General features: G+C 67.9%; 22 protein-coding genes and 2 tRNA genes. 3 read left to right on the top strand and 21 right to left on the bottom strand.

Features of this window, described 5'->3' with window-relative positions; all coding sequences use genetic code 11:
• Positions 1 to 52: 52 nt before the first annotated feature.
• The 15 genes from WDZ97_RS18760 to WDZ97_RS18690 form a co-directional block, all read right to left on the bottom strand.
• Positions 53 to 1,108: an alpha/beta fold hydrolase gene (locus tag WDZ97_RS18760; protein ID WP_304000695.1), complete on the bottom strand. Its 1,056-nt coding sequence runs from the start codon at positions 1,106 to 1,108 to the stop codon at positions 53 to 55.
• A gap of 86 nt (positions 1,109 to 1,194) precedes the next feature.
• On the bottom strand, positions 1,195 to 2,841 hold the full coding sequence (locus WDZ97_RS18755) for a flavin-containing monooxygenase (RefSeq protein WP_304000694.1): 1,647 nt from the start codon (positions 2,839 to 2,841) through the stop codon (positions 1,195 to 1,197).
• 254 nt (positions 2,842 to 3,095) lie between these two features.
• Positions 3,096 to 3,171 (bottom strand) — tRNA-Lys (locus WDZ97_RS18750).
• Between the two features lie 36 nt (positions 3,172 to 3,207).
• Positions 3,208 to 3,283 (bottom strand) — tRNA-Lys (locus WDZ97_RS18745).
• 81 nt (positions 3,284 to 3,364) lie between these two features.
• Positions 3,365 to 4,480, bottom strand: coding sequence for a YeeE/YedE family protein (locus WDZ97_RS18740; protein ID WP_304000692.1), 1,116 nt, complete (start codon positions 4,478 to 4,480; stop codon positions 3,365 to 3,367).
• Positions 4,481 to 4,526: 46 nt separating this feature from the next.
• A complete protein-coding gene (queC, locus tag WDZ97_RS18735) occupies positions 4,527 to 5,219 on the bottom strand; it encodes a 7-cyano-7-deazaguanine synthase QueC (RefSeq protein WP_425763759.1) in 693 nt (230 codons plus the stop codon).
• Positions 5,216 to 5,968: a tol-pal system protein YbgF gene (gene ybgF / locus WDZ97_RS18730; protein ID WP_304000689.1), complete on the bottom strand. Its 753-nt coding sequence runs from the start codon at positions 5,966 to 5,968 to the stop codon at positions 5,216 to 5,218. The genes queC and ybgF overlap by 4 nt, the downstream gene beginning before the upstream one ends.
• Complete coding sequence (gene pal, locus WDZ97_RS18725; RefSeq protein WP_304000687.1) at positions 5,968 to 6,528, bottom strand: peptidoglycan-associated lipoprotein Pal; 561 nt, start codon at positions 6,526 to 6,528, stop codon at positions 5,968 to 5,970. The genes ybgF and pal overlap by 1 nt, the downstream gene beginning before the upstream one ends.
• Positions 6,529 to 6,575: 47 nt before the next feature.
• Positions 6,576 to 7,850, bottom strand: coding sequence for a Tol-Pal system beta propeller repeat protein TolB (gene tolB, locus WDZ97_RS18720; protein ID WP_304000685.1), 1,275 nt, complete (start codon positions 7,848 to 7,850; stop codon positions 6,576 to 6,578).
• Between the two features lie 34 nt (positions 7,851 to 7,884).
• Positions 7,885 to 8,724, bottom strand: coding sequence for an energy transducer TonB (locus tag WDZ97_RS18715; RefSeq protein WP_304000684.1), 840 nt, complete (start codon positions 8,722 to 8,724; stop codon positions 7,885 to 7,887).
• Complete coding sequence (locus WDZ97_RS18710; RefSeq protein WP_425763854.1) at positions 8,724 to 9,134, bottom strand: ExbD/TolR family protein; 411 nt, start codon at positions 9,132 to 9,134, stop codon at positions 8,724 to 8,726. The genes WDZ97_RS18715 and WDZ97_RS18710 overlap by 1 nt, the downstream gene beginning before the upstream one ends.
• A gap of 24 nt (positions 9,135 to 9,158) precedes the next feature.
• A complete protein-coding gene (gene tolQ / locus WDZ97_RS18705; RefSeq protein WP_304000683.1) occupies positions 9,159 to 9,836 on the bottom strand; it encodes a protein TolQ in 678 nt (225 codons plus the stop codon).
• Positions 9,833 to 10,279 carry a tol-pal system-associated acyl-CoA thioesterase gene (ybgC, locus tag WDZ97_RS18700; protein WP_425763758.1) on the bottom strand — a complete coding sequence of 149 codons (447 nt, stop codon included), beginning with the start codon at positions 10,277 to 10,279 and terminating at the stop codon, positions 9,833 to 9,835. The genes tolQ and ybgC overlap by 4 nt, the downstream gene beginning before the upstream one ends.
• 269 nt (positions 10,280 to 10,548) lie before the next feature.
• A complete protein-coding gene (locus tag WDZ97_RS18695; protein WP_425763757.1) occupies positions 10,549 to 12,090 on the bottom strand; it encodes a cryptochrome/photolyase family protein in 1,542 nt (513 codons plus the stop codon).
• The gene (locus WDZ97_RS18690; RefSeq protein ID WP_304000679.1) at positions 12,083 to 12,259 is read right to left on the bottom strand and encodes a DUF2256 domain-containing protein; all 177 of its coding nucleotides are present in this window, start codon (positions 12,257 to 12,259) and stop codon (positions 12,083 to 12,085) included. The genes WDZ97_RS18695 and WDZ97_RS18690 overlap by 8 nt, the downstream gene beginning before the upstream one ends.
• 103 nt (positions 12,260 to 12,362) lie before the next feature.
• On the opposite strand from WDZ97_RS18690, the gene WDZ97_RS18685 reads away from it, so the two are divergent.
• Positions 12,363 to 13,466: a GGDEF domain-containing protein gene (locus WDZ97_RS18685; RefSeq protein WP_304000677.1), complete on the top strand. Its 1,104-nt coding sequence runs from the start codon at positions 12,363 to 12,365 to the stop codon at positions 13,464 to 13,466.
• Between the two features lie 25 nt (positions 13,467 to 13,491).
• On the opposite strand, the gene WDZ97_RS18680 is transcribed toward WDZ97_RS18685, so the two are convergent.
• Genes WDZ97_RS18680 through gshA form a run of 3 tightly spaced genes read right to left on the bottom strand, consistent with a single transcriptional unit; the run spans position 13,492 to position 16,793 of the window.
• A complete protein-coding gene (locus tag WDZ97_RS18680; protein ID WP_425763756.1) occupies positions 13,492 to 14,541 on the bottom strand; it encodes an FAD:protein FMN transferase in 1,050 nt (349 codons plus the stop codon).
• Complete coding sequence (gene gshB, locus WDZ97_RS18675) at positions 14,513 to 15,463, bottom strand: glutathione synthase (RefSeq protein WP_425763755.1); 951 nt, start codon at positions 15,461 to 15,463, stop codon at positions 14,513 to 14,515. Before gshB ends, WDZ97_RS18680 begins: the two co-directional genes overlap by 29 nt.
• Positions 15,464 to 15,470: 7 nt before the next feature.
• Positions 15,471 to 16,793, bottom strand: coding sequence for a glutamate--cysteine ligase (gshA, locus tag WDZ97_RS18670; RefSeq protein WP_304000674.1), 1,323 nt, complete (start codon positions 16,791 to 16,793; stop codon positions 15,471 to 15,473).
• Between the two features lie 132 nt (positions 16,794 to 16,925).
• Here gshA and WDZ97_RS18665 point away from each other — a divergent pair, with 132 nt between their 5' ends.
• Both WDZ97_RS18665 and WDZ97_RS18660 read left to right on the top strand, forming a co-directional pair.
• Positions 16,926 to 18,548, top strand: coding sequence for an ABC-F family ATPase (locus tag WDZ97_RS18665; RefSeq protein ID WP_341422927.1), 1,623 nt, complete (start codon positions 16,926 to 16,928; stop codon positions 18,546 to 18,548).
• A gap of 8 nt (positions 18,549 to 18,556) precedes the next feature.
• Positions 18,557 to 19,417 carry a DUF3293 domain-containing protein gene (locus tag WDZ97_RS18660; protein WP_425763754.1) on the top strand — a complete coding sequence of 287 codons (861 nt, stop codon included), beginning with the start codon at positions 18,557 to 18,559 and terminating at the stop codon, positions 19,415 to 19,417.
• 1 nt (position 19,418) lies between these two features.
• On the opposite strand, the gene WDZ97_RS18655 is transcribed toward WDZ97_RS18660, so the two are convergent.
• From WDZ97_RS18655 to WDZ97_RS18645, 3 genes are all read right to left on the bottom strand, one after another.
• Positions 19,419 to 19,916, bottom strand: coding sequence for an FxDxF family PEP-CTERM protein (locus WDZ97_RS18655; protein WP_425763753.1), 498 nt, complete (start codon positions 19,914 to 19,916; stop codon positions 19,419 to 19,421).
• Between the two features lie 148 nt (positions 19,917 to 20,064).
• A complete protein-coding gene (locus WDZ97_RS18650; protein ID WP_425763752.1) occupies positions 20,065 to 20,787 on the bottom strand; it encodes an anti-sigma factor in 723 nt (240 codons plus the stop codon).
• On the bottom strand, positions 20,784 to 21,353 hold the full coding sequence (locus WDZ97_RS18645; protein ID WP_425763751.1) for a sigma-70 family RNA polymerase sigma factor: 570 nt from the start codon (positions 21,351 to 21,353) through the stop codon (positions 20,784 to 20,786). The genes WDZ97_RS18650 and WDZ97_RS18645 overlap by 4 nt, the downstream gene beginning before the upstream one ends.
• Between the last annotated feature and the right edge of the window lie 10 nt (positions 21,354 to 21,363).

Raw genomic sequence — 21,363 nt, 5'->3', positions numbered from 1 at the left:
TAGCAGAGCGTCCGGCGCGCCGAGGTTGCAGCGCAGCGAAGCCGCCGCGCGCTCAGCCGGCAGGCGTGGCGAGCAGCTCCGCGAGGTGGGCGTCCACCTGCGCCACCATCGCCGGGTCGGTGCCCAGCAACGCGAAATGGCCGTCGATGCTGTCCAGCACGCGCAGTTCGCTGCCCGCCACCAGGCGCTGTTCGCGGCGGCAGTCCTCGGGCGGGAAGAACATGTCGTGGCTGATCGGCATCACGTACATCTTTGCGCGCACGCGGGCGAGCGCGGCCGCGAGATCACCGCCGGCGTGGCGGCTGACGTCGCCACGCTGCCACTTCCACGCCATGCACAGCAGGTCGTTGGCATCCATCGGACCGAAGTAGCCGACCATGAAGCGTTCGACGAAATCGGCGACCGAGTCGAAGCCGAGCACGCGGTGCCGCCCTTCGCGGAAGAAATCCACGCTCCAGCCCATCACCGTCCACAGCTTGGCGTGACGGCGCAGGCCGTCGATCACGTCGTACGAGGCGGCGTAGCGGCCGCCCTTGAAGTTCGGATCGGTGACGATGGCCTCGATCAGCGTTTCGGCAAACAGGTAGTCGTGCTCGCTGTTCTTCGCGGTGCCGGCGATCGGCGCCGCGCGCAGCACGCGGTCGGGAAAGCGCACCGCCCACTCCCAGGTCTGCTGTGCGCCCATCGATCCGCCGACCACCAGCGCCAGCTTCTCGATGCCGAAGTGCTGCGACAGCAGACGCTGCTGCGCGCGCACGTCGTCACCGATGCGCACGCGCGGAAAGCGCTCCATCGCGATGGCGCCGTCGCTGTTGTGCGGTGAGCTCGACAGGCCACTGCCGATCTGGTTGATCTGCACGATGAAGTACTTGTCCGGGTCGAGCGCGTGGCCCTTGCCGATGTAGACCTGCGCGATGATCTTGCTGGTACCCGAGTACCAGGTGGGCACCAGGATGGCGTTGTCCTTGCGCGCGTTCAGCGTGCCGTGCGTGACCACGGCCAGCCGGCAGTCGGGAATCGTGCCGCCCTCCTCCAGCTCCAGCGCACCGATGCTGATGAGCTCGTAGGGGCCGTGCATGTCCTGGCTGTAATAGTCGTTCTGGATCATTTTCCTGCTCCTCCGTCGTCGCCGTCACCGGGTGGTGCGGCGCTGTATCCGGGCCCGGCCGGCATGCCGGCCGGGTGCATCGCCGATCAGGCGAAGGTGAAGCCGCGATAGCCGCTGGCCGCGACCTCGTCGCACTTCTGACGGTAGGTGCCGACGCCGCCGATGTAGGACAGCAGGCGGCGCGGCTTGCCGGCGACGTTGGTGCCCATGTACCAGGAGTCGGTCTTCACCACGAGCGTCTTGTTCGCCGTCTCGTCGTGGTGGGCGACCCACTGGTCCTGCAGCGCCTTCGACGGCTCGATCACCTGCTGGCCCTTGTCGCGCATCGAGCGGATGCAGGCGGTGATCCAGTCGACCTGCTGCTGCAGGCAGGTGGTCATGTTGCACAGCGCGGCCGACGGCGCCAGCGGCGCGCCGGTGGTGAACATGTTGGGATAGCCGTGAACCTGCAGGCCCATCGTGGTGCGGATTTCCTGGCCCCACTCCTCCTTCAGCGAACGGCCCTCGCGGCCGCGGATGTCGATGCGGGTGAGCGCGCCGGAGCCGGCGTCGAAGCCGGTGGCGAGCACCAGGATGTCGAGCGCATGCACGGTGCCGTCGGCGGTCATGACGCCCTCGGGCACGATGCGCTCGATCGGCGCCTGCTTCACGTCGACGATCTCGACATTGGGCTGGTGGTACACCTCGAGGTAGTTGCTCTCCAGCGGCACGCGGTGGGTGCCGAAGCCGTAGGTCGTCGGAATGAGCTTGTCGCACAGCACCGGGTCCTTGATGCGCGCGCGCATCTTGTCGCGCACGAATTCGGACACCACGTCGTTCACCTTCTCGTCGAAGAACATTTCGGCGAAGGAGGCCAGCCACAGCGACAGCGAGCCGTCGGCCCACAGCCGCTCCAACACCTCGGTGCGCTGCGCCGGCGTGAGGTCGGCCCAGGCGCCGTTCTCGAAGTCGTACTCGAAGCCAGAGAAGGTGCGCGCCACGCGGTCGCGGATCTGCGCGAAGCGCTCGCCCTGCTTCGCCCAATCGGCCGGGCTGTACTTCGGGTTGCGCATCGGTATAACGTACTGCGGCGTGCGCAGGAACACCTTCAGGTGGCCGACCTGCGGCGCGATGGTCTGGATCACCTGGATGCCGGTGGCACCGGTGCCGACCACGCCGACCCGCTTGCCGACGAACTCGACTCGCTCCTTCGGCCAGCGTGCCGTGTGGAAGATCTGCCCCCGGAAGCTGTCCTGTCCCGGGAACACCGAAGTCAGCGGCGCCGACAGCATGCCGGTGCAGCAGATCAGGAAGCGCGCGGTGACCGTGTCGCCCGCATCGGTCGTGATCGCCCACTGCCGCCGCGCTTCGTCGTAGCGTGCCGCGGTGACGCGGGTATCGAAGCGGAAGTGCTTGCGCAGGTCAGCGCGATCGGCGACGTAGTTCAGCCAGCGCTCGGTCTCCGGCTGCGCCGGGAAGCGCTCGCTCGGCTGCCAGTTCTTGAACATGGCTTCGTCGAACCAGTACTGGTAGATCTCCGCCTCGGAATCGAAGCGCGCACCCGGATAGCGGTTCCAGTACCAGGTGCCGCCGACGCCGGACCCGGCCTCGAAGCCCTGCACCGACATACCCATCTCGCGCAGCCGATACACCTGGTACAGCCCGGCCACGCCGGCGCCGATCACCACCGCGTCGAAGGTGCTCGCACCCTCGCTCGCTCCCGCCGCTTTTGCGGCCACAGTTGCTTCGCCCATCTTCCCCTCCGTCATTTTGGCTATGTGCAGAACCCGGAATGCCCCCGCGCAGGGCGGGACCATCTGGCGCTGACTGTAGGGACGGGCGGGCGGACGGGCTTGAACAATCCCGGCAAATCTTTGAACGATCCGGGAGACGGCCGCGGGGGAATGTTCGCGAGGCCGCCCGGATCAGGTCGGGGACAGCCCGGAGGCTGGGCACGCACGAAAAGAAAAAGGCCAGTTCCGGAGAACTGGCCTTTTGCTTCTGCATCTGGTGGGTTGTGAGTGGCTCGAACACTCGACCTACGGATTAAGAGTCCGCTGCTCTACCAACTGAGCTAACAACCCGGAAACCTGCTTCGCGTACTGCTTCGGCCCACCGAGTGGTGGGTCGGGCGAGACTCGAACTCGCGACCAACGGATTAAAAGTCCGCTGCTCTACCGACTGAGCTACCGACCCTCGCCTTGCGAAGACCGCGGACTATAGGTGAGAGGAAGGGCCCTGTCAACCCGGAATTTGACTCCAGGCACACCTCGCAGCTCAGTCACGCATCAGCCACCACATGGTCGCCTTCATCGTCAGCGCCGAGCCGGCGATGATGGCGAACAGCGCGATGGCCGAACCCAGTGCGAGCGTCGACACGCCAGTGATGCCCTGGCCGACGCTGCAGCCGGAGGCGAGCACGCCACCGATGGCCATCAGCGCGCCGCCAATGCCGTGACGCACGACGTCGGCGGTGCCGCGGAACCACTCGACGCGGAATTTTCCGCTCGCAATGGCATGAATGAAGGCGCCGACGACGACGCCGGCCAGCGCCATCAGACCGAAGTTGACCAGTGCGGCATTGGTCGGGTCGAGCAGCCAGCGCGCGCCGTCGGCCATCGGGCCGACGAAGGTGTAGGACTGCGCCTCGACCCGGCTCGGCATGACGTCGGCGAATTCGGCCCACTCCTTCCACGCCGCAGCGCGCGGGCCGGCGGTGAGCCACCAGCCCGCCAGCACCGCCAGACCGAAGCCGATGCCGCCGGCCACATGGTCGATGTTGCGGCGGAAATCGGCCGAGGCGAAGGCCCACACGGCCAGCGCGGCGGCGATGATCCAGGCCAATGCACGATTCAGCGTGGCGGCGTCACCGCCGACCGCACCGGCAACGACGGAACCGAGCGCCTGCGAATCGATGCCGCGCGCGTCGAGCGACAGTGTCCAGTCGTTCATCCAGCCGAAGGCGCTGGCGTAGAAATCGGTGAAGATCATCAGATAGGCGAACACAGCGCCGACCGCCAGCACGAACAGCGACTTCAGGTTGCCGCCGCCGATGCGCACCAGCGTCTTGTTGCCGCAGCCGCTGGCCAGCGTCATGCCGACGCCGAACATGAGGCCGCCGACGATGTAGCGCAGCCAGGCGAGCTGCGGCGTGCGGTAGGGCGGATAGGTGGTGCTGAGGTCGACCACGCCAGCCGATTCGAGCCCGACCAGGCCGGCCATGGCGGTGGCGATCGCCAGCATCCACGAGCGCATGCGGCCGAGGTCGCCGATATTGATCCAGTCGGACACCGCACCCATGGTGCAGAAGCCGGTGCGCGACGTGAGCGCGCCCAGCGCGACAGACAGCGCGAACACGGCTGCCAGTGTTTCGGTGTGGATGTTCAGTTCCATCGTCGTTCCGGAGCGGTAACGCCGCCCCGGAATGCGGGACGACGGTTCAGCGGTAGCGCGTCGGGTCCGCCACCCCGGCAGCCGCGAATCCCTCGCGCCGCAAGCGGCAGGAGTCGCACACACCGCAGGCGCGGCCTTCATCGTCGGCCTGGTAGCAGGACACGGTCAGCGCGTAATCGACGCCGAGCTGCGCGCCGGCACGGATGATACCCGCCTTGGTGAGGCTGATCAGCGGCGCGTGCACGGTAAGCCGTGCGCCCTCGACTGCTGCCTTGGTCGCCAGGTTGGCCATCGCCTCGAAAGCCTTGATGTACTCCGGGCGGCAGTCGGGGTAGCCGGAGTAGTCCACCGCATTGACGCCGCAGAAGATGTCCTGCGCGCCGAGCACCTCGGCCCAAGCGAGCGCCAGCGACAGCATGATGGTGTTGCGCGCCGGCACGTAGGTGACCGGGATGCCGGGCGCCACACCGCCGGTCGGCACGTCGATCGCGCTGTCGGTCAGCGCCGAACCACCGAAGGCGCGCAGATCGAGCGCAATGGTACGGTGGCCGGCCGCACCGAGCGCAGTGGCCACCCGCTCGGCAGCCACCAGCTCCGCCCGGTGCCGCTGGCCGTAGTCGAGCGACAGGCAGTGGCAGTCCAGCCCCTGCGCACGCGCCATCGCCAGCACGGTGGCCGAATCGAGGCCGCCGGACAGCAGCACGACTGCGGCCCTGCCGCCTCTGCCCTGCCCGCTCACTTCTTCTGCGCCGCCTGCTTGATGCGCTGGCGCGCGACGTCGGCCGACGGCGTGCCCGGGTACTGGGCGATCACCATGTCCAGCGTCTTCTTCGCACCCTTGGCATCACCCTGGATCTGCTGCGTGTTGGCCAGACCGATCAGCGCTTCCGGCGCCCGCACGTCGGCCGGCCATTGCGCATGCACCTGCTGGTACAGCTCGGCGGCGCGCGAGTAGGCCTTGGTCTGGAAGGCGGCGCTGGCGGCCCAGTAGTGGGCAGCCGGCTGGAAACTGCTCTTCGGCCAGCTCTTGATGAAGGCTTCGAAGGCCAGCTGCGCCTCGGCGTACTTGCCGCCTTTGAGCAGGTTCAGCGCCGCCTCGTAGTCGCGCGGCTCGGCAGCCGGGTCGACCTCGGGCTCGGCCGCGGCGACCGGCTTCGTCTCCAGCGCACGCAGGCGGGTGTCGAGATCGAGGTAGAAGTCCTTCTGCCGCTTGGTGGACGCCTCCAGCTCGTAGGTGAGCACCTCGACCTGGCCGCGCAGCTTGGCGATTTCGCCGCGCAGCGCCTCGATCTGGTTGCTCAGCTCGAGTTGCGTACGCTGCGACTGTTCGAGCTGCGCCTCGAGCTTGCCGGTGCGCGCCTTGGTGTCGGCGCGCAGGTCCTCGATGCGCTGGCGTGCAACCTCGTCATCGAACAGCGCGGCCCGCGCCGGAGCCGCGACGATGAACAGCGCGGCGAGCGCCGCCGCGACCCCGTTGCGGGCCTGCATCAGAACTCACCCGAGTAGAGCATTTCCGAACGACGGTTCTCGGCGTACGACGCTTCGTCGCTGCCCACCATGCGCGGCTTCTCTTCGCCCAGGCTGACCGACTCCAGCTGCGCTTCCTGCACGCCCAGCAGCATCAGCGCGCGCTTGACCGCCTCGGCACGCTTCTGGCCCAGCGCCAGGTTGTACTCACGCGAACCGCGCTCGTCGGTGTTGCCCTGGATGAGCATCTTGAACTTCGGGTTGGCCGTCAGGAACTTGGCGTGCGCCGAAATCAGGCTGGCGTAGCTGTCCTTGATGACGTAGCTGTCGTAGTCGAAGTAGATGATGCGCTTGGACAGCGGGCTGTTCGGGTCCTTCAGCTGGGCGAGCAGCGCCTCTTCGGCTGTCATCTTCTTGCCGTCGACCGACGGCGGCGTCACCGGCGACACGGAGGGGCCGGTCGGTGCGGTCGGCGACTTGTCCTCGGTCGGCGCGGCGGGTTGCTCCGGACCGGTGGACGAGCAGCCGGCCAGCACGGCCAGCGTCAGGGCTGCGATGGAAAGCTTGGTATGGGTGCGCATGGTGTTGGCCTCTCTGGTTTCGCTACTGCGTGGGGTTGTGACGGTATTTACGGTTTGTTGAACGGGCCCCAGGCCGGCTCGCGGACATCGCCGCCAGCCTGCCCGGACAGTTTCTGCTTGACGCGGCCGTCGGCCGACACCGCCGACAGCACGCCGCGTCCGCCGATTTCGGAGGCGTACAGGATCATCCGGCCGTTCGGCGCAAAGGACGGCGACTCGTCGCGCGACGAGTCGGTCAGGATCTGCGTCTGCCGCGTCGCCAGATCCATTGCCGTGATCTGGAAGCGGCCGCCGTTGCGCGACACGTAGGCCAGCGTCTTGCCGTCCGGCGACAGGCGCGGCGTCACGTTGTAGCTGCCTTCGAAGGTAATGCGCTCGGCGTTGCCGCCGCTGGCCGGCACGCGATAGATCTGCGGGCTGCCGCCGCGGTCCGACGTGAAATAGATGTACTGGCCGTCCGGCGAAAACTGCGGTTCGGTGTCGATCGAGCTGGATCCGGCCACGCGTGTCAGACCGCTGCCGTCGGCGTTGATCGTGTAGATCTGCGACGAGCCGTCCTTGGTCAGCACGACGGCCAGACGCTTGCCGTCCGGCGCCCAGGCCGGCGCGGAATTCGATCCCTTGAAGTTGGCCACCACCGAGCGCGAGGTCGTGGTCAGCGAATGCACGTAGATGATGGGCTTCTTCGCCTCGAAGGACACATAGGCGAGGCGCGTGCCGTCCGGCGACCAGGTCGGCGAGATGATCGGGTCGGCCGAGCGCAGCGCGATGCGCGGGTTCTGCCCGTCGGCGTCGTCGATGGTCAGTTCGAAGCGCGTGCCCTTCTTCACCACGTAGGCGATCTGCGTGTTGAACACGCCGCGCTCGCCGGTCATCTTTTCGTAGATGAAGTCGGCGATGCGATGGCCGGTTTCCCGCACGGTGGCCGGCGAGAACACGAAAATCATGCCGTCCGGCTTGCCCTGCCGCGCGATGTCGTACAGGCGCATGCGCACCTCGTAGCGTCCGCCTGGCACCGGCAGAATGCTGGCCAGCGCCAGCGCGTCGGCACCGCGTTCCTTCCACTGGTTGAGGTCGACGGCGGCGTCCTGGTGCACCGGGCTCGAGCCCGGGTCGACCAGCTTGAACAGACCGCTGCGCTCCAGGTCGGCGCGCACGACGCCGACCAGTGCCTGCGGCAGCAGGCCCTCGCCGGCGAAATTGGCGATGGCGATCGGAATGCGGTTGGCACCGGCGCCGGTGATTTCGACCGTGAGCTGGGCGTGGGCGAACTGCGCGGCGAACAGCAGCGCGGCGGCCATCAGTCTGAAGAGCTTGATCATCGGATCCTTTCCGTAAAGTGTCTGCGGGCGCCGGTCACTCGGCCAGCGGCCGGAATTTCAGTTCCAGGTTGCGCTCGAATACGGCCGGGTCTTCCGGCTTGGGCAGCGGCGACGACTTCACGATGGCGCGCAGTATCGCCGCATCCAGCGCCGCATTGCCGGTCGACTGTCTCAATCTGGGCTCGCCGACCACCGAACCGTCGGGCAGCAGCGAAATCGCCACCACCGCTTCCGGATTGCCGGACACGCCGGGCGGCACCACCACGTTGGGCTTCACCTTGGCGCTGATGCGGCCGGCCCAGGTTTCGCGCGCCTTGCTGCGCGCGCCGTCGGCTGCCAGCTTGGCCATCAGATCGGCTTCCTGCGCGGCCTGGCGGCGCGTCTGGTCGGCGCTTTCGCGCGCCAGCGATTCCTTCAGCAGCTTGTCCTGCAGTTCCTGCTCCAGCCGGTTGTCCGGCTTGGGCGGCACCTTGGGCTCCGGTTTCTTCTCGACCTTGGGCTCGGGCTTGGGTTCCGGCTTCTTTTCAACCGGCTTCGGCCTGGGTTCGGGTTTCGGCTCCACCTTGGGCGGCGTCTTCGGCTTCGGCGGCTCCTTGATCGCGATGTCCGGCTTCGGCGGTGGCGGAGGCGGCGGCGGTTCCACCACCGGCTCCGGCTGTTTCTCGACCACCGGTTCCGGCGGCGGCGGCGGGCGCACCGGTGCCTCGATCGGCGGCAGGCTGCCGACCAGCTCGACCTGCACTGCGGCCGGCTGGCTGGTCTGCCAGCGCACGCTGTAGAACAGGAACAGACCGAGCAGCAGGTGCATGCCGGCGGCCAATGCGGCCGACTGCCACTTTCCGGGCTGCGGACGGTTCAGGGCGAGATCGCGCATCAGCGGGCCGGTTTCGCGTTCTGCCCGGTCTGCACCAGCAGGCCGATGCGGGTGAAACCATTGCCCTGCAGCGTATCCATCACGCGCAGGATTTCCTCGTAGCGCACCGCCTTGTCGCCGGCCACGACCAGCGCGCGATTGGCGTCGCCACCCTGCATGTCGCGCAGGCGGCTCACCAGCGTGTCGCGCGTGACCGCCTCTTCCTTGCCACCCTTGTCGCGGTCGCGCAGCGCGAGCTTGCCGTCGGCCTTCACCATCACCTCGATCGGCTGCGCCGGCGTCTGCGACGCCTGGCCGACGCTGGGCAGTTCGATGCTGCCGGTCGGCGTGGCCTGCGGCGCGACCATGAAGATGACGAGCAGCACCAGCATCACGTCGATGTAAGGCACGACGTTGATCTGGTTCATCATGCGGCGCTGTCTTCTCATCGCGGCTTACCGGGCCTGACGCTGCAGGATGTTGGAGAACTCTTCCATGAAGCTCTCCCAGCGGATGGAAATGCGGTCGATATCGTGCGCGAAGCGGTTGTAGGCGACCACCGCCGGGATGGCGGCGAACAGGCCGATCGCGGTAGCGACCAGCGCCTCGGCGATGCCCGGCGCGACCTGGGCCAGCGTGGCCTGACCGACATTGGAGAGGCCGCGGAAGGCGTTCATGATCCCCCAGACGGTACCGAACAGGCCGATGTAGGGGCTGACCGAACCGGTCGACGCGAGGAAGGCGGTGTGCGATTCCAGCTCGTCCAGTTCGCGCTGGTAGGTCGCCCGCATCGCGCGGCGCGCGCCGTCGACCGCGGTCGCCGTGTCGATGTTCTGCCGCCCGCGCAGCTTGGTGAATTCGCGATAGCCCGCTTCGAAGATGCGCTCCATGCCGCCGGCGTTGTGGCGGTCGTTGGCCGCGCTCTGGAACAGCGCATTGAGGTCGCCGCCGGACCAGAACTCAAGCTCGAACTTGTCCGAACTGAGCCGCGCCGCGCGTATGGCGAAGGACTTGCGGAAGATCCAGTACCAGCTCATGAAGGAAATGCCGACCAGCAGCGCCATCACCAGCTTGACCAGCAGGCTGGCCTGCATCACGAGCGAAATGATCGAAAGGTCTTCGGAAAGATTCATGTGAGGGAGGGGACTGAAGGCTGGATGGAAGGAAGCAGGCGCTCACGCAACGCTGCGGGCAGCGATACCGGACGGTTCTTCGCCATGTCGATCGACACCACACGGACCCTGCCGTCGAACAGCAGTTCGTCGCCGCGGTAGAGGCGCTGCACGAAATCGACCGCGGCACGCGTGGTCGACGCGATGTGGCTGCGCACTTCGAGCATGTCGTTGAAGCGGGCTGGCTTCAGGTATTCGCCCTGTACCGAACGTACGACGAAGCCGACGCCCGCCGCCGCCATCTCGACCTGGTCGAAGCCGAGCGCGCGCAGCCATTCGGTGCGCGCACGTTCGAGAAAGCGGAAGTAGTTCGCGTAGTACACCACGCCGAAGCTGTCGGTATCTTCGTAGTAGACGCGTACCGGCCACGAAAAGCCGGCAACGTGCTGCGCTGGTGAAGTCATGGCGCGGGATTTTACCCGACCCGCGCCCCGGGCTTTGCGCAGGGCAGCAAATTCGCTTGGAAAGGGGATGTAACAACCCGCGGGAGGAAACACCCGCAGCCGGAGTCCCGCCCAGCCGTCGGGTCTCGGGCTCACCCCTGTGGGCGCGGCCGTGGCCGCGACGCGGCCGTTGCGGTGAGCAGACTTCGATAAGGGTCGCTGTCGGGGTCAGAAGACCCCTCCCACAGAACCCCCGCCGCGGATCCAGCGCACGCTGGCGGCGCCCTCGCTCACAGATCGTCGAGCTTCTCCAGCATCTGCCTGGCACGCTCGCCTATCGCCGTGCGCTCGGCCGGCGCGAGCTTCTGCAGATTCTTCGCCATCAATGCGGTGCGCGGATTGGCGGCGAATTCCGCTTCGTGGCGGTCGAGGAAGTGCCAGTACAGCACGGTCACCGGGCAGGCCGCCTCGCCGCTGCGCGCCGACGGGCTATACCGGCAGCCGTCGCAGTAATTGCTCATGCGCTGGATATAGGCACCGCTGGCGACATAGGGCTTGCTGGTGAAGCGGCCGCCGTCGGCGTACAGCGCCATGCCCGCCACATTGGGCAGTTCCACCCACTCCACCGCGTCGACATAGACCGCCAGATACCAGTCCTCGACCTGCTGCGGCGCAATCTCCGCCAGCAGCGCGAACTGGCCGGTCACCATCAGGCGCTGGATGTGGTGGGCGTAGCCGTGGCGCAGCGTCTGGCCGATGGCGGCGCGCATGCAGTTCATGCCGGTGTCGCCGGTCCAGTACCAACGTGGCAGCGCGCGGGCGTGGCCATAGTGATTGGCGTCGCGCAGGCGCGGCATGTCCAGCCAGTACATGCCGCGGATGAATTCGCGCCAGCCGATCACCTGGCGCACGAAGCCCTCGACCGACTGCAGCGGCAAGCCGCGCTCGCGCCAGGCGGCGACCGCGGCGGCGACCACTTCGCGTGGCGACAACAGCTTCAGGTTCATCGCCGCGCTGAGCCGTGCGTGCCACAGCCAGGGCTGGCCGGTCCACATCGCGTCCTGGTGATGGCCGAACAGTTCCAGCCGGTGCTCGACGAAGTCCGAAAGCGCCGCCAGCGCCTGTTCGCGCGTGACCGGCCAGTCGAAGGCGGCGGTCGTGCCCGGATGATCGGCGAAGCGCGCCTCGACTTCGGCCATCACGTCGCGGGTGATCGCGTCCGGTTCGAAGCGCAGTGGTGGCGGCACCAGGCCGGGGCCCTTGCGGCCGAAGCCGCTGCGGTTGTCGGCGTCGAAGTTCCAGCGGCCGCCCGCGGGCTCGCTACCCTCCATCAGCACGCCGTGGCGCTCGCGCATCATGCGGTAGAAGAACTCCATGCGCAGCTGCCGATACTTCTTCGCCCAGTCGGCAAAGCCGGTGCGCGAAATCATGAAATGAAGGTCGTCGCGCAGGTCGAGCGCCACCCGCTCACGCTCGCACAGCGCGCGGATCGCCTGTTCCAGCCGCCATTCGCCCGGCTCGACCAGCACCAGCTTGCCGGGCGCGTGACGGCGCAGCCGCCCGGCGAGGATGTCGGCCAGGTCTTCGCTGTCGCCGTCGCCGAGCGCGCGGTAATCGACCGTCCAGCCACGGCCGCGCAGCCCGTCGGCGAAATGGCGCATGGCCGACAGGAAAAGCGCGGTGCGCGCCTTGTGGCTCCAGACAAGGGTCGATTCGCCCGCCGCCTCGATCATCAGCACGTGATCGCGCGCCGGATCGAAGCCGTCGAAAGCGGCCGACGCGTGATCGAGCTGGTCGCCGAGCACCAGTACCAGATGGCGGATGTCAGACACCTGCGCCCCCTTTGCGGCGGCAGGCTTCCGAGCAGTACTTCACCGCCTCCCAGTTGTTGCGCCAGGCGCGCCGCCAGGTCATGTCACGGCCGCAGACCGCACATGGTTTGCTCGGAAGAAAGGTCTTGTTGCCCTTATGTCGGGATTTCATTGCGGCCATCGCGGTCATGAGTACCGCCTCTGGACAGGCGGCGCAGCCGCCGGTTTCATTGCAGCGCCGACATCCACGCAATCCGCTCAAGCGAGCCGCCCGGCCGCCCGATAATCGAACGATGAAGATTGCTCCGCTCCCCGAAGACGAGGCGCAGCGCCTGCAGGCACTGCGCGACTTGTGCGTGCTCGACACGCCGCCGGAACCGGCGTTCGACGCGCTGACCGCGCTGGCGGCGCAACTGTTCGACATGCCGGTTGCGCTGGTGAGCCTGATTGACGAATCCCGCCAGTGGTTCAAGTCGGTGCACGGGCTGTGCCTGCGCGAAACGCGACGCGACGCCGCACTGTGCACGCACACCATCGTCGCGCCGCGAGGACGCATGGTGATCGAGGACACGCTGAACGATCCGCGCTTCGCCGACAACCCGCTGGTGGTCGGCGCGCCCGGCATCCGCTTCTATGCCGGCGTGACCCTGCTCAACCCGGACGGCCTGCCCTTGGGCACCTTCTGCCTGATCGATTTCAAGCCGCGCAGCCTCGACCTTCGCCAGCTGGACCAGCTGGGCGCGCTGGCGGCGCAGGCCGAAGCGCAGCTGCACCTGCGCATGCGTGTGCAGCAGCTGCATGCGCTGACGCGGGAACTGCGCCAGCAGCACGAACTGCTTGAACGCCAGCGGCAGGCGTTGCAGGCGCGCTGCGAGGAGCTGGCAACCGAAGTCCATGTGGACGCGCTGACCGGCAGCGGCAACCGCCGCGCCGGCGAGGCGCGACTGGGCGAGGAGTTCGCGCTCGCCAGCCGGCTGCAACTGCCGCTGTCCGTCTGCCTGATCGACGTCGATCACTTCAAGGACGTGAACGACAGCTACGGCCACCCCCACGGCGACGAGGTGCTGCGTCGCGTGGCCCGGCTGATCGGCGAGGCGCTGCGCGCCAGTGACTACGTCGCGCGCTTCGGCGGCGAGGAATTCCTGGTCGTGCTGCCGGGCGCCGAACCGGCGACCGCGCGCGCGGTCGCCGAGCGCATCCGCACGCACGTCGCGGACGCGCACTGGGAGCGCCCGCCCGTGCTCACCATCAGCGCCGGCATTGCCAGCCGCAGTTCGACCACCACGTCGCCGGAACACCTGCTGCAGCAGGCGGACAAGGCGCTCTACCGCGCCAAGGCCGGTGGCCGCAACCGGGTCGAATCCGGGGCCGCACCGGCGAGCACGCACGGCGACTGACGCGCGACCCACCGGCCCGGCGATCTCAGCGCGCCGGAGCCGCCGCGCGCTGCGCCATCGCTGGCGTCATGTCCACCGAGCCGTCGGCGTCCACCCGCAGCGCCATCGTCACGCCCATGCGTTCAGCCAGCGCGCGCCAGCCGTCGCGACCGACGATGAACAGCGGCTTGCTGTCCGCGTCGGAGCGGGCGCCGGCGTCCGGACCAGCCGGCATCAGCACGGTCAGCGACTGCGTGTGACGCACCGGCTCGCCGCTGCGCGGGTCGATCAGGTGGCACAGGCGCTCGCCATCCAGTTCGAAATAGCGCTGGTAATCGCCCGAGGTGCCGATCGCCTCGCCGTCGTGCAGTTCGACCGTGGCCAGCGCCTCCGGCTTGCGCGGATGCTGGACGCCGATGCGCCACGGCGTGCCGGCCTTGCTGCCCAGCGCCATCACGTTGCCGCCGATGTTGACCAGCGCGCAGCAGACGCCGCGCGCGCGCAGGATGGCGGCGGCGCGGTCCAGCGCATAGCCCTTGCCGTAGCCGCCGAGGTCGAGCTGCACCGCCGGGTTGCGACTTGACACCGTGGCGCCGCCGTCCGGCCGGGAGGTGATCACGAGATCGGCCATGCGCGGCTTCGCCGCGACCAGCGCGTCGCGCCGGGTGGCTTCGGGCCGCCGCGGCACGAACTCGTCGGCGTGGAAGCCCCAGGCCTCGACCAGTGCACCGGCCGCCGGATTGAATAGATCCTCGCCGCGCGCCGCGGCGGCCTGCACCGCGACCAGCAACGCGGCGGTCTCGGCATCGACGTCGGCCGTCTGCCCGGCCGCGAAGGCGGCGTTCAGTCGCGTCAGCTCGGACGGCTGCCAGGCGTGCAGTGTGCGGTGCAGGCGGTCGAACTCACGCAGCACCTCGCCCAGCGCGTCGCGCGCCTGCGTGCGGTCGAGGCCGTACACGACCACTTCGACGCGGGTGCCGAAAACGAAGGACTCCTGGCGCTCGACCGGCTCCTTCGTGCCGCAGCCGGCGAGCAGCGCAAACAGGAGCAGTGCGGCGGCGAAACGCTCAGCGCGTCGTCGCACGTTCGAGTGCATCGACGAACATGGCGGCCACGTCGAAACCCGTCTGTTCGGTGATTTCGACAAAGCAGGTGGGGCTGGTGACGTTGATTTCGGTCAGCCGGTCGCCGATCACGTCCAGCCCGACCAGCAGCAGCCCGCGCGCCGCGAGGACGGGGCCGAGCTTGCGCGCGATCGCCAGATCGGATTCGGACAGCGGCTGGGCGACGCCGCGACCGCCAGCGGCCAGGTTGCCACGCGTTTCGCCAGCCTTCGGGATGCGCGCCAGACAGTAGGGCACCGGCTCGCCGTCGATCAGCAGCACGCGCTTGTCGCCCTGCGCGATCTCCGGGATGAAGCGCTGCGCCATCAGCGTGCGCGCGCCGTCCTCGGTCAGCGTCTCGATGATGACGTTGCGGTTGGCGTCATCGGCGCGCACGCGGAAGATGCGCGAACCGCCCATGCCGTCGAGCGGCTTCAGGATGCAGTCGGCGTGCGTGTCGATGAAGGCATTGATGGCCGCGACGTCGCGGCTGACCAGCGTCGGCGTGATCAGCTCAGGGAATTCGCAGATCGACACCTTCTCCGAGTGATCGCGGATCGCGCGCGGATGGTTGAACACGCGCACGCCGGCCGCTGCCGCGCGCTCCAGCATCCAGGTCGCGGTGATGTACTCGAAATCGAAGGGCGGGTCCTGCCGCATCAGCACGGCGTCGAACTCGCGCAGCGCGCGCGGTTCGGTCCCGTGGGGCACATACCAGGGCGCGTCGCCGCGTTGAGGCTGGATGCGGACTGCGCCGACCATGACCTCGTCGCCGTGCAGGCTCATCGTCTGCCGCTGGATGGTCCAGATCTCGTGACCGCGGCGCGCCGCCTCGCGCATCATCGCGATGCTCGAATCCTTGGCCGGCTTGAGCTTGTCGAGCGGATCGACGATGAAGGCGAGGCGCAGGTTCATGTCGGTCTCAACCCCGCAGTTCGGCTTCGAGCGCCTCTTCCGCCGGCGTCATCGGCAGACCCCGCTCCAGTTCCAGACTGGCCGCGACCAGCGCAAGACGAGCGACGACGCCATAGGCGTAGAAGCGGTTGGGCGGCGCGTCCGGCGCGCAGCCGGGGTCGGGCATCGAGCAGCAGGATTCGAAGGCCAGCGGCTTGAAGTGCATGCCCGGCGCGTTCAGGTTCTCGTCGATGCCACGCTCGCCATGCACGCGGTAGAAGCCGCCGACGACGTAACGATCCATCATGTAGACCACCGGTTCGGCTGCGCCGCCATCGACGCTTTCGAAGGTGGGCACGCCTTCCTGGATCAGCACCGAGCTGACTTCCAGCCCCTCCTTCACCACCGCCATCTTGTTGCGCTGCTTGCGGTTCAGGCCGACCACTTCGGACGGATCGCGCACCGTCATGATGCCCATGCCGTAGGTGCCGGCGTCGGCCTTGACGATGACGAAGGGCTCGTGATCGACGCCGTGCTGCGCGTACTTCTCGCGGATGCGCGCCAGCAGCGCTCCGACGCGCGTGGCCAGACATTCCTCGCCGGCACGCTCCTGGAAATTGATGTCGCCGCACACGTCGTACAGCGGGTCGATCAGCCACGGATCGATGTCCATGACCGACGAGAAGCTGCGTGCGACTTCGCTGTAGGCGTCGAAGTGCTGCGACTTGCGGCGCGTCGTCCAGCCGGCGTGCAGCGGCGGAATGAAGGTCTGCTCATTGACGTTCTGCAGCAGCTCCGGCACGCCGGCCGACAGATCGTTGTTGAGCAGGATGGCGCAGGGATCGAAACCGGCGACGCCAATGCGTCGACCGCCGGGCAAGCGAATCAGCGGTTCGACCGTCAGCGTCTGGCCGTCGCCGAGGTCGAGCGGCGTCGGGCCGGCGAGGTCGGGAATCAGGCTGCCGATGCGCACGTTCAGACCGGCCAGCTTCAGGATCTGCGCCAGCCGGGCGACATTGCGCAGATAGAACAGGTTGCGCGTGTGGTTTTCCGGCACCAGCAGCAGGTTGCGTGCTTCCGGGCACAGCTTTTCGACCGCAGTCATGGTCGCCTGCACGCACAGCGGCAGGAACTCGGCGTTCAGGTTGTTGAAGCCGCCCGGAAACAGATTGGTATCGACCGGCGCCAGCTTGAAACCGGCGTTGCGCAGATCAACCGAGGCATAGAAGGGCGGGCTGTGCTCCAGCCACTGCGAACGGAACCACTGTTCGATGTCGGTCTGGCGTTCGAGAAATCGGCTCTCCAGCGCGAGCAGCGGGCCGGTGAGCGCGGTGGTCAGGTGAGGCACCATGGGCGTGAGCGGGCGCGATCCGCAATGAGGTTCAGGCGCGCGGATTCTACACCCGCAGCCGGGGTCGCCTCCCCGCTCCGGTACAATCCGGGCTTCTTGCGCATCCGCGCATGCCACACCCTAGTGAATTCCATGCTGTCCGCTTCCAACATCACCATGCAGTTCGGCGCCAAGCCGCTTTTCGACAACGTCAGCATCAAGTTCGGCGACGGATACCGCTACGGTCTGATCGGCGCCAACGGTGCCGGCAAGTCGACCTTCATGAAAATCCTCGCCGGCGTGCTCGAACCGACCGCCGGCAACGTGTCCATCGACGCGCACGAGCGCATGGCCTTCCTGCGTCAGGACCAGTTCGCGTTCGAGGACCAGCGCGTACTCGACGTGGTCATGATGGGCCACGCCGAAATGTGGACCTGCATGAAGGAAAAGGACGCCATCTACGCCAACCCGGACGCGACCGAAGAGGACTACATGCGCGCCGCCGAACTGGAAGGCCAGTTCGCCGAATACGACGGCTACACCGCCGAGGCGCGTGCCGGCGAGCTGCTGCTCGGCGTCGGCATCCCGACCGAACAGCACAACGGCCCGATGAGCCAGGTCGCGCCAGGCTGGAAGCTGCGCGTGCTGCTGTGCCAGGCGCTGTTCGCCAACCCGGACATCCTGCTGCTCGACGAACCGACCAACAACCTGGACATCAACACCATCCGCTGGCTCGAGCACACGCTGAACGAGCGCAACAGCACGATGGTCATCATCAGCCACGACCGCCACTTCCTGAACCAGGTGTGCACCCATATGGCCGACCTGGACTACGCGACCATCCGCCTCTACCCGGGCACCTGGGACGACTACATCGAAGCGTCGACACAGGCGCGCGAACGCGCGTCGGCGGCCAACGCAAAGGCGAAGGAACGGGTGGCCGAACTGCAGAGCTTCGTGCGCCGCTTCTCGGCCAACAAGTCCAAGTCCAAGCAGGCCACCTCGCGTCTGAAGATGATCGACAAGATCAAGATCGAGGAATTCAAGCCCAGCTCGCGTCAGTACCCGTGGATACGCTTCGACTACGACCCGAAGGAGAAGCTGCACCGGCAGGCGGTCGAACTGGACAACGTGGTGTTTGGCTACGACGGCGGCCCGCAGATCCTGAAAGGCTTCACTGCCACTTTCGACGGTGGCGACCGGGTCGCCATCATCGGCGAGAACGGCGTCGGCAAGACCACCTTCCTGAAGCTGCTGGTCGGTGAACTGACGCCGCAGCACGGCTCGATCAAGTGGGCGGAAAAGGCCCGCCTCGGCTATTTCGCGCAGGACCATTCAGCCGATTTCGACAGCGACGCGAACCTGACCGACTGGATCAGCGGCTATGTGCGCGAGGGCGGCTACGAGGGCGACGACGCGATCACGCTGATCCGCGGCACGCTCGGCCGTCTGCTGTTCGGTGGCGACGACGTGAAGAAGGCGGTGCGCGTGCTGTCCGGCGGCGAGCAGGGTCGCATGATGTTCGGCCGGCTCATGCTGCAGCGGAACAACGTGCTGCTGCTCGACGAACCGACCAACCACATGGACATGGAGTCGATCGAGTCGCTGAACGCCGGCCTCGACGCCTTCGACGGCACGCTGTTCTTCGTGTCGCACGACCGCGAGTTCGTGTCCACGCTGGCCACCCGGGTGCTCGAAGTCCGTGGCGACGGCCAGATCGTCGACTACCGCGGCGGCTACGAGGACTACCTCGCCAGCCAAGGCATCGACGACTGAGCCTGTCTGTGAGCAATACGCCGAACACCTGTCCCATCTGCGACGACACGCCCGGCCATCACTGGCTGTGGCGCGACGACCGGCTGCGCGTGATCGACGCGCGTGACGCCGACCATCCAGCCTTTCTGCGCGTGATCTGGAACGGGCACGTGCGCGAGATGACCGACCTTGCCGACGCCGACCGCGATCACCTGATGCACGTGGTGTGGCAGGTCGAGCGCTGCGTGCGCGAAATTGCGCAGCCGGAAAAGATCAACCTCGGCAGCCTCGGCAATATGGTGCCGCACCTGCACTGGCATGTCGTCGCGCGCTGGCAGGACGACGCCCACTTCCCGGGTTCGGTGTGGAGCGCGAAGCAGCGCGACGGCGCGCGGCGCCCTCGCGTACCGGCGGCGCTGTGGCGCGCCACGCTGCTGGCCCGTCTCGGCCTGCCGACCGTTGCCGTCAGCGACGCGCTGACCGGCGCCTATGAAGGCACCGACTACGCCGTGGCCCTGCCCGACGGCGAAACGACACTGCACGTCGGTGCACCGTCACCGGCGCTGGATCGCTGGCTGGCGACGCAGAACGCAACACAGTGGGCACTGCTGGCGGCCGCCAATCCGTGGTCGGCACGCTGCGACGACGACACCAACCGCGCCGCCCACACGGCACTGCGCGCATTGCTGACGCAGCGCGGCCTGCCGCTGCTCGACGCCGAGAACCGCACGACCGAAGCCGGCTGGACCGAACCCTCCCTGCTGTGCGCCGGCCTGACCGCCGAGGAGGCGCTGCGCATCGGCGCCGCCTTCGGCCAGAACGCGGTACTGACCGGCGATGCCGGCGGCACGGCCCAGCTGCGCTGGTGCGTGCGCCGGCAGGCCGACTGACTCAGCGAACCTGCATGCGCCGGCGCGCCACTGCGCCGACGGCCGCCAGACCGGCCAGCAGCATGGCCGCGCTGGCCGGCTCCGGCACGGCGGCGGTGATGCCCAGCCGGTAGCTGGCGTCGGCCAGCGTGTTATCCACGCCATCGACGGTCACCAGGAATTCGGTGCCCGTGGCAAACGGAAAAGTGCTGCCGCCGCCGGTGAAAGGTCCCCACGCGAAGGTGAGATTGCGGCCGAAGGTGCCGACGATTTCGTTGCCGTTCAGGAACACCGACAGCGAGGCGCGCGACCCCAGACCAAAGTTGGAGAAATCGAGCGTGAAATCGACCGGCTCACCGACGGTGAAGCTGAAGCTGTCGGCGAAGTTGCCGAGCTGCTGTTCGAAGCTGAAGGACTGGCCGGCGACCAGCGTGCCCAGATCGACGCTGGCTGCACTGGCGTGTGCAGCGGGCAGGACGGTCAATGCGGCGATCAGTGCGGTGCGGATGGAAGTGTTCATGACGGACTCCGTAGGATGAATGAAGGATGAAAGCGTCTGCTTTCATTCGTCATCTACGGAGCCCGGGCTTCAGCGGAGACAGTCGGGTGACATCGGACTTTCCGGCAGCGTGACGGATGTCACCGTTGCCGCCCGAGACCTCATCGGATCACCACAGCTTCACGCAATGGCCGCGCAGCACGAAGCCGCCCGAGGGCTGCGCCGCGGCCGCGCCGACCGGTTCGATCGACACCGCCAGTTCGCCCACCGCCGCCAGCAGCGCTTCCGAGGTACCGGCCATCGTGATCACCTGTTTGGCGTCGGTGCGCAGCACACCAAGCCGGAAGGGCGCGCCGTCCTTCGGCAGTGCCCACAGCACCGCCTCGGCGCCCTCCGGCACCACCAGCGGCTGCAGCAGCTTCACGCTCAGTTCCACCCCATGCCGGCGCGACGACGCGAGCGCGGCAGGCTTGCCCGCGGCGTCCAGCATCAGGCCGACATAGCTGGCCGGCAGCACCGCGTGCTCGGGCAGGTCGGACGGCAGCACCCACTGCGGCTGCTCGCGCACCACGCCGACGGCCACCAGCAGGCCGAATGCGAAGCCGAGCGCCGGGCGCAGCCAGTCGCGCCAGCGCCGCTGTGCCGTCGGCCGGGGGCGCGGTGCAGCGCCGGTGCGCCGCTCGACCTCCGCCCACACCGCAGGCGAGGGCTGCACCGGCGGCACGGCAGCCGCCAGTGCGGCGCCATGCATTTCCCAGGTGCGCAGCGCGCGCGCCGCCGCCTCGTTCGACCGCACCAGCCGCTCGAAGCGGCGCCGCGGCAGCCGGCCCAGCGTGCCGAACACATAGGCGGCCGCGAGGCGGTCGAGCAGTTCCGGGTGGTCGTACTTCATGCCAGCCGCTCCATGCAGCGGCGCAGCTTGTCCAGGCCCCGGCGCAGCCACACCTTGACGCTGCCGATCGGCGAGCCGAGGTGTTCCGCCATTTCCGAGTGCGACAGGCCGTGGTAGTAGGCCAGCGCCAGACACTGGCGCTGCGGCCCGTCGATGTCGTCGATGCAGCGGCGAAGATGCAGCGCGTCGGCCGCCTGTTCGAGCAGGCCGAGCGGACTGGGCCGGTCGTCACCAAGCGCGGCGACGCCGCCCTGCCCGTCGTAGTCGTCCAGCGACTCGGCCCGCCGCAGCGATTCCGACCGCAGTACGTCGAGCGCGCGGTTGCGCACGACCGAGGTGAGCCATGTCATGGGCTGGCTCGCGTCCGCCCGATAGCTGTCGGCGCGGTGCCACACGCTGGTGAAGGCATCCTGCAGCACGTCTTCAGCCAGGTCGCGCCGGCGCAGCAGACGCAGCGCGACCCCGAGCAGCTGCGGCGCGCAGGCATCGTAGAGCTGACGGAAGGCCTGCCGGTCGCGCAGTGCAACGCGCGCCAGCAGCCTCTCAAGCTGGACCGGATCGAGCATCGCCGCATGA

Origin of the sequence: Methyloversatilis sp. MC4-4 (assembly GCF_049843555.1) — a bacterium.
GTDB lineage: Bacteria > Pseudomonadota > Gammaproteobacteria > Burkholderiales > Rhodocyclaceae > Methyloversatilis > Methyloversatilis discipulorum_B.
Note: the sequence above shows the minus strand (reverse complement) of the source record. Positions and strands in the feature narration are given on the sequence as shown.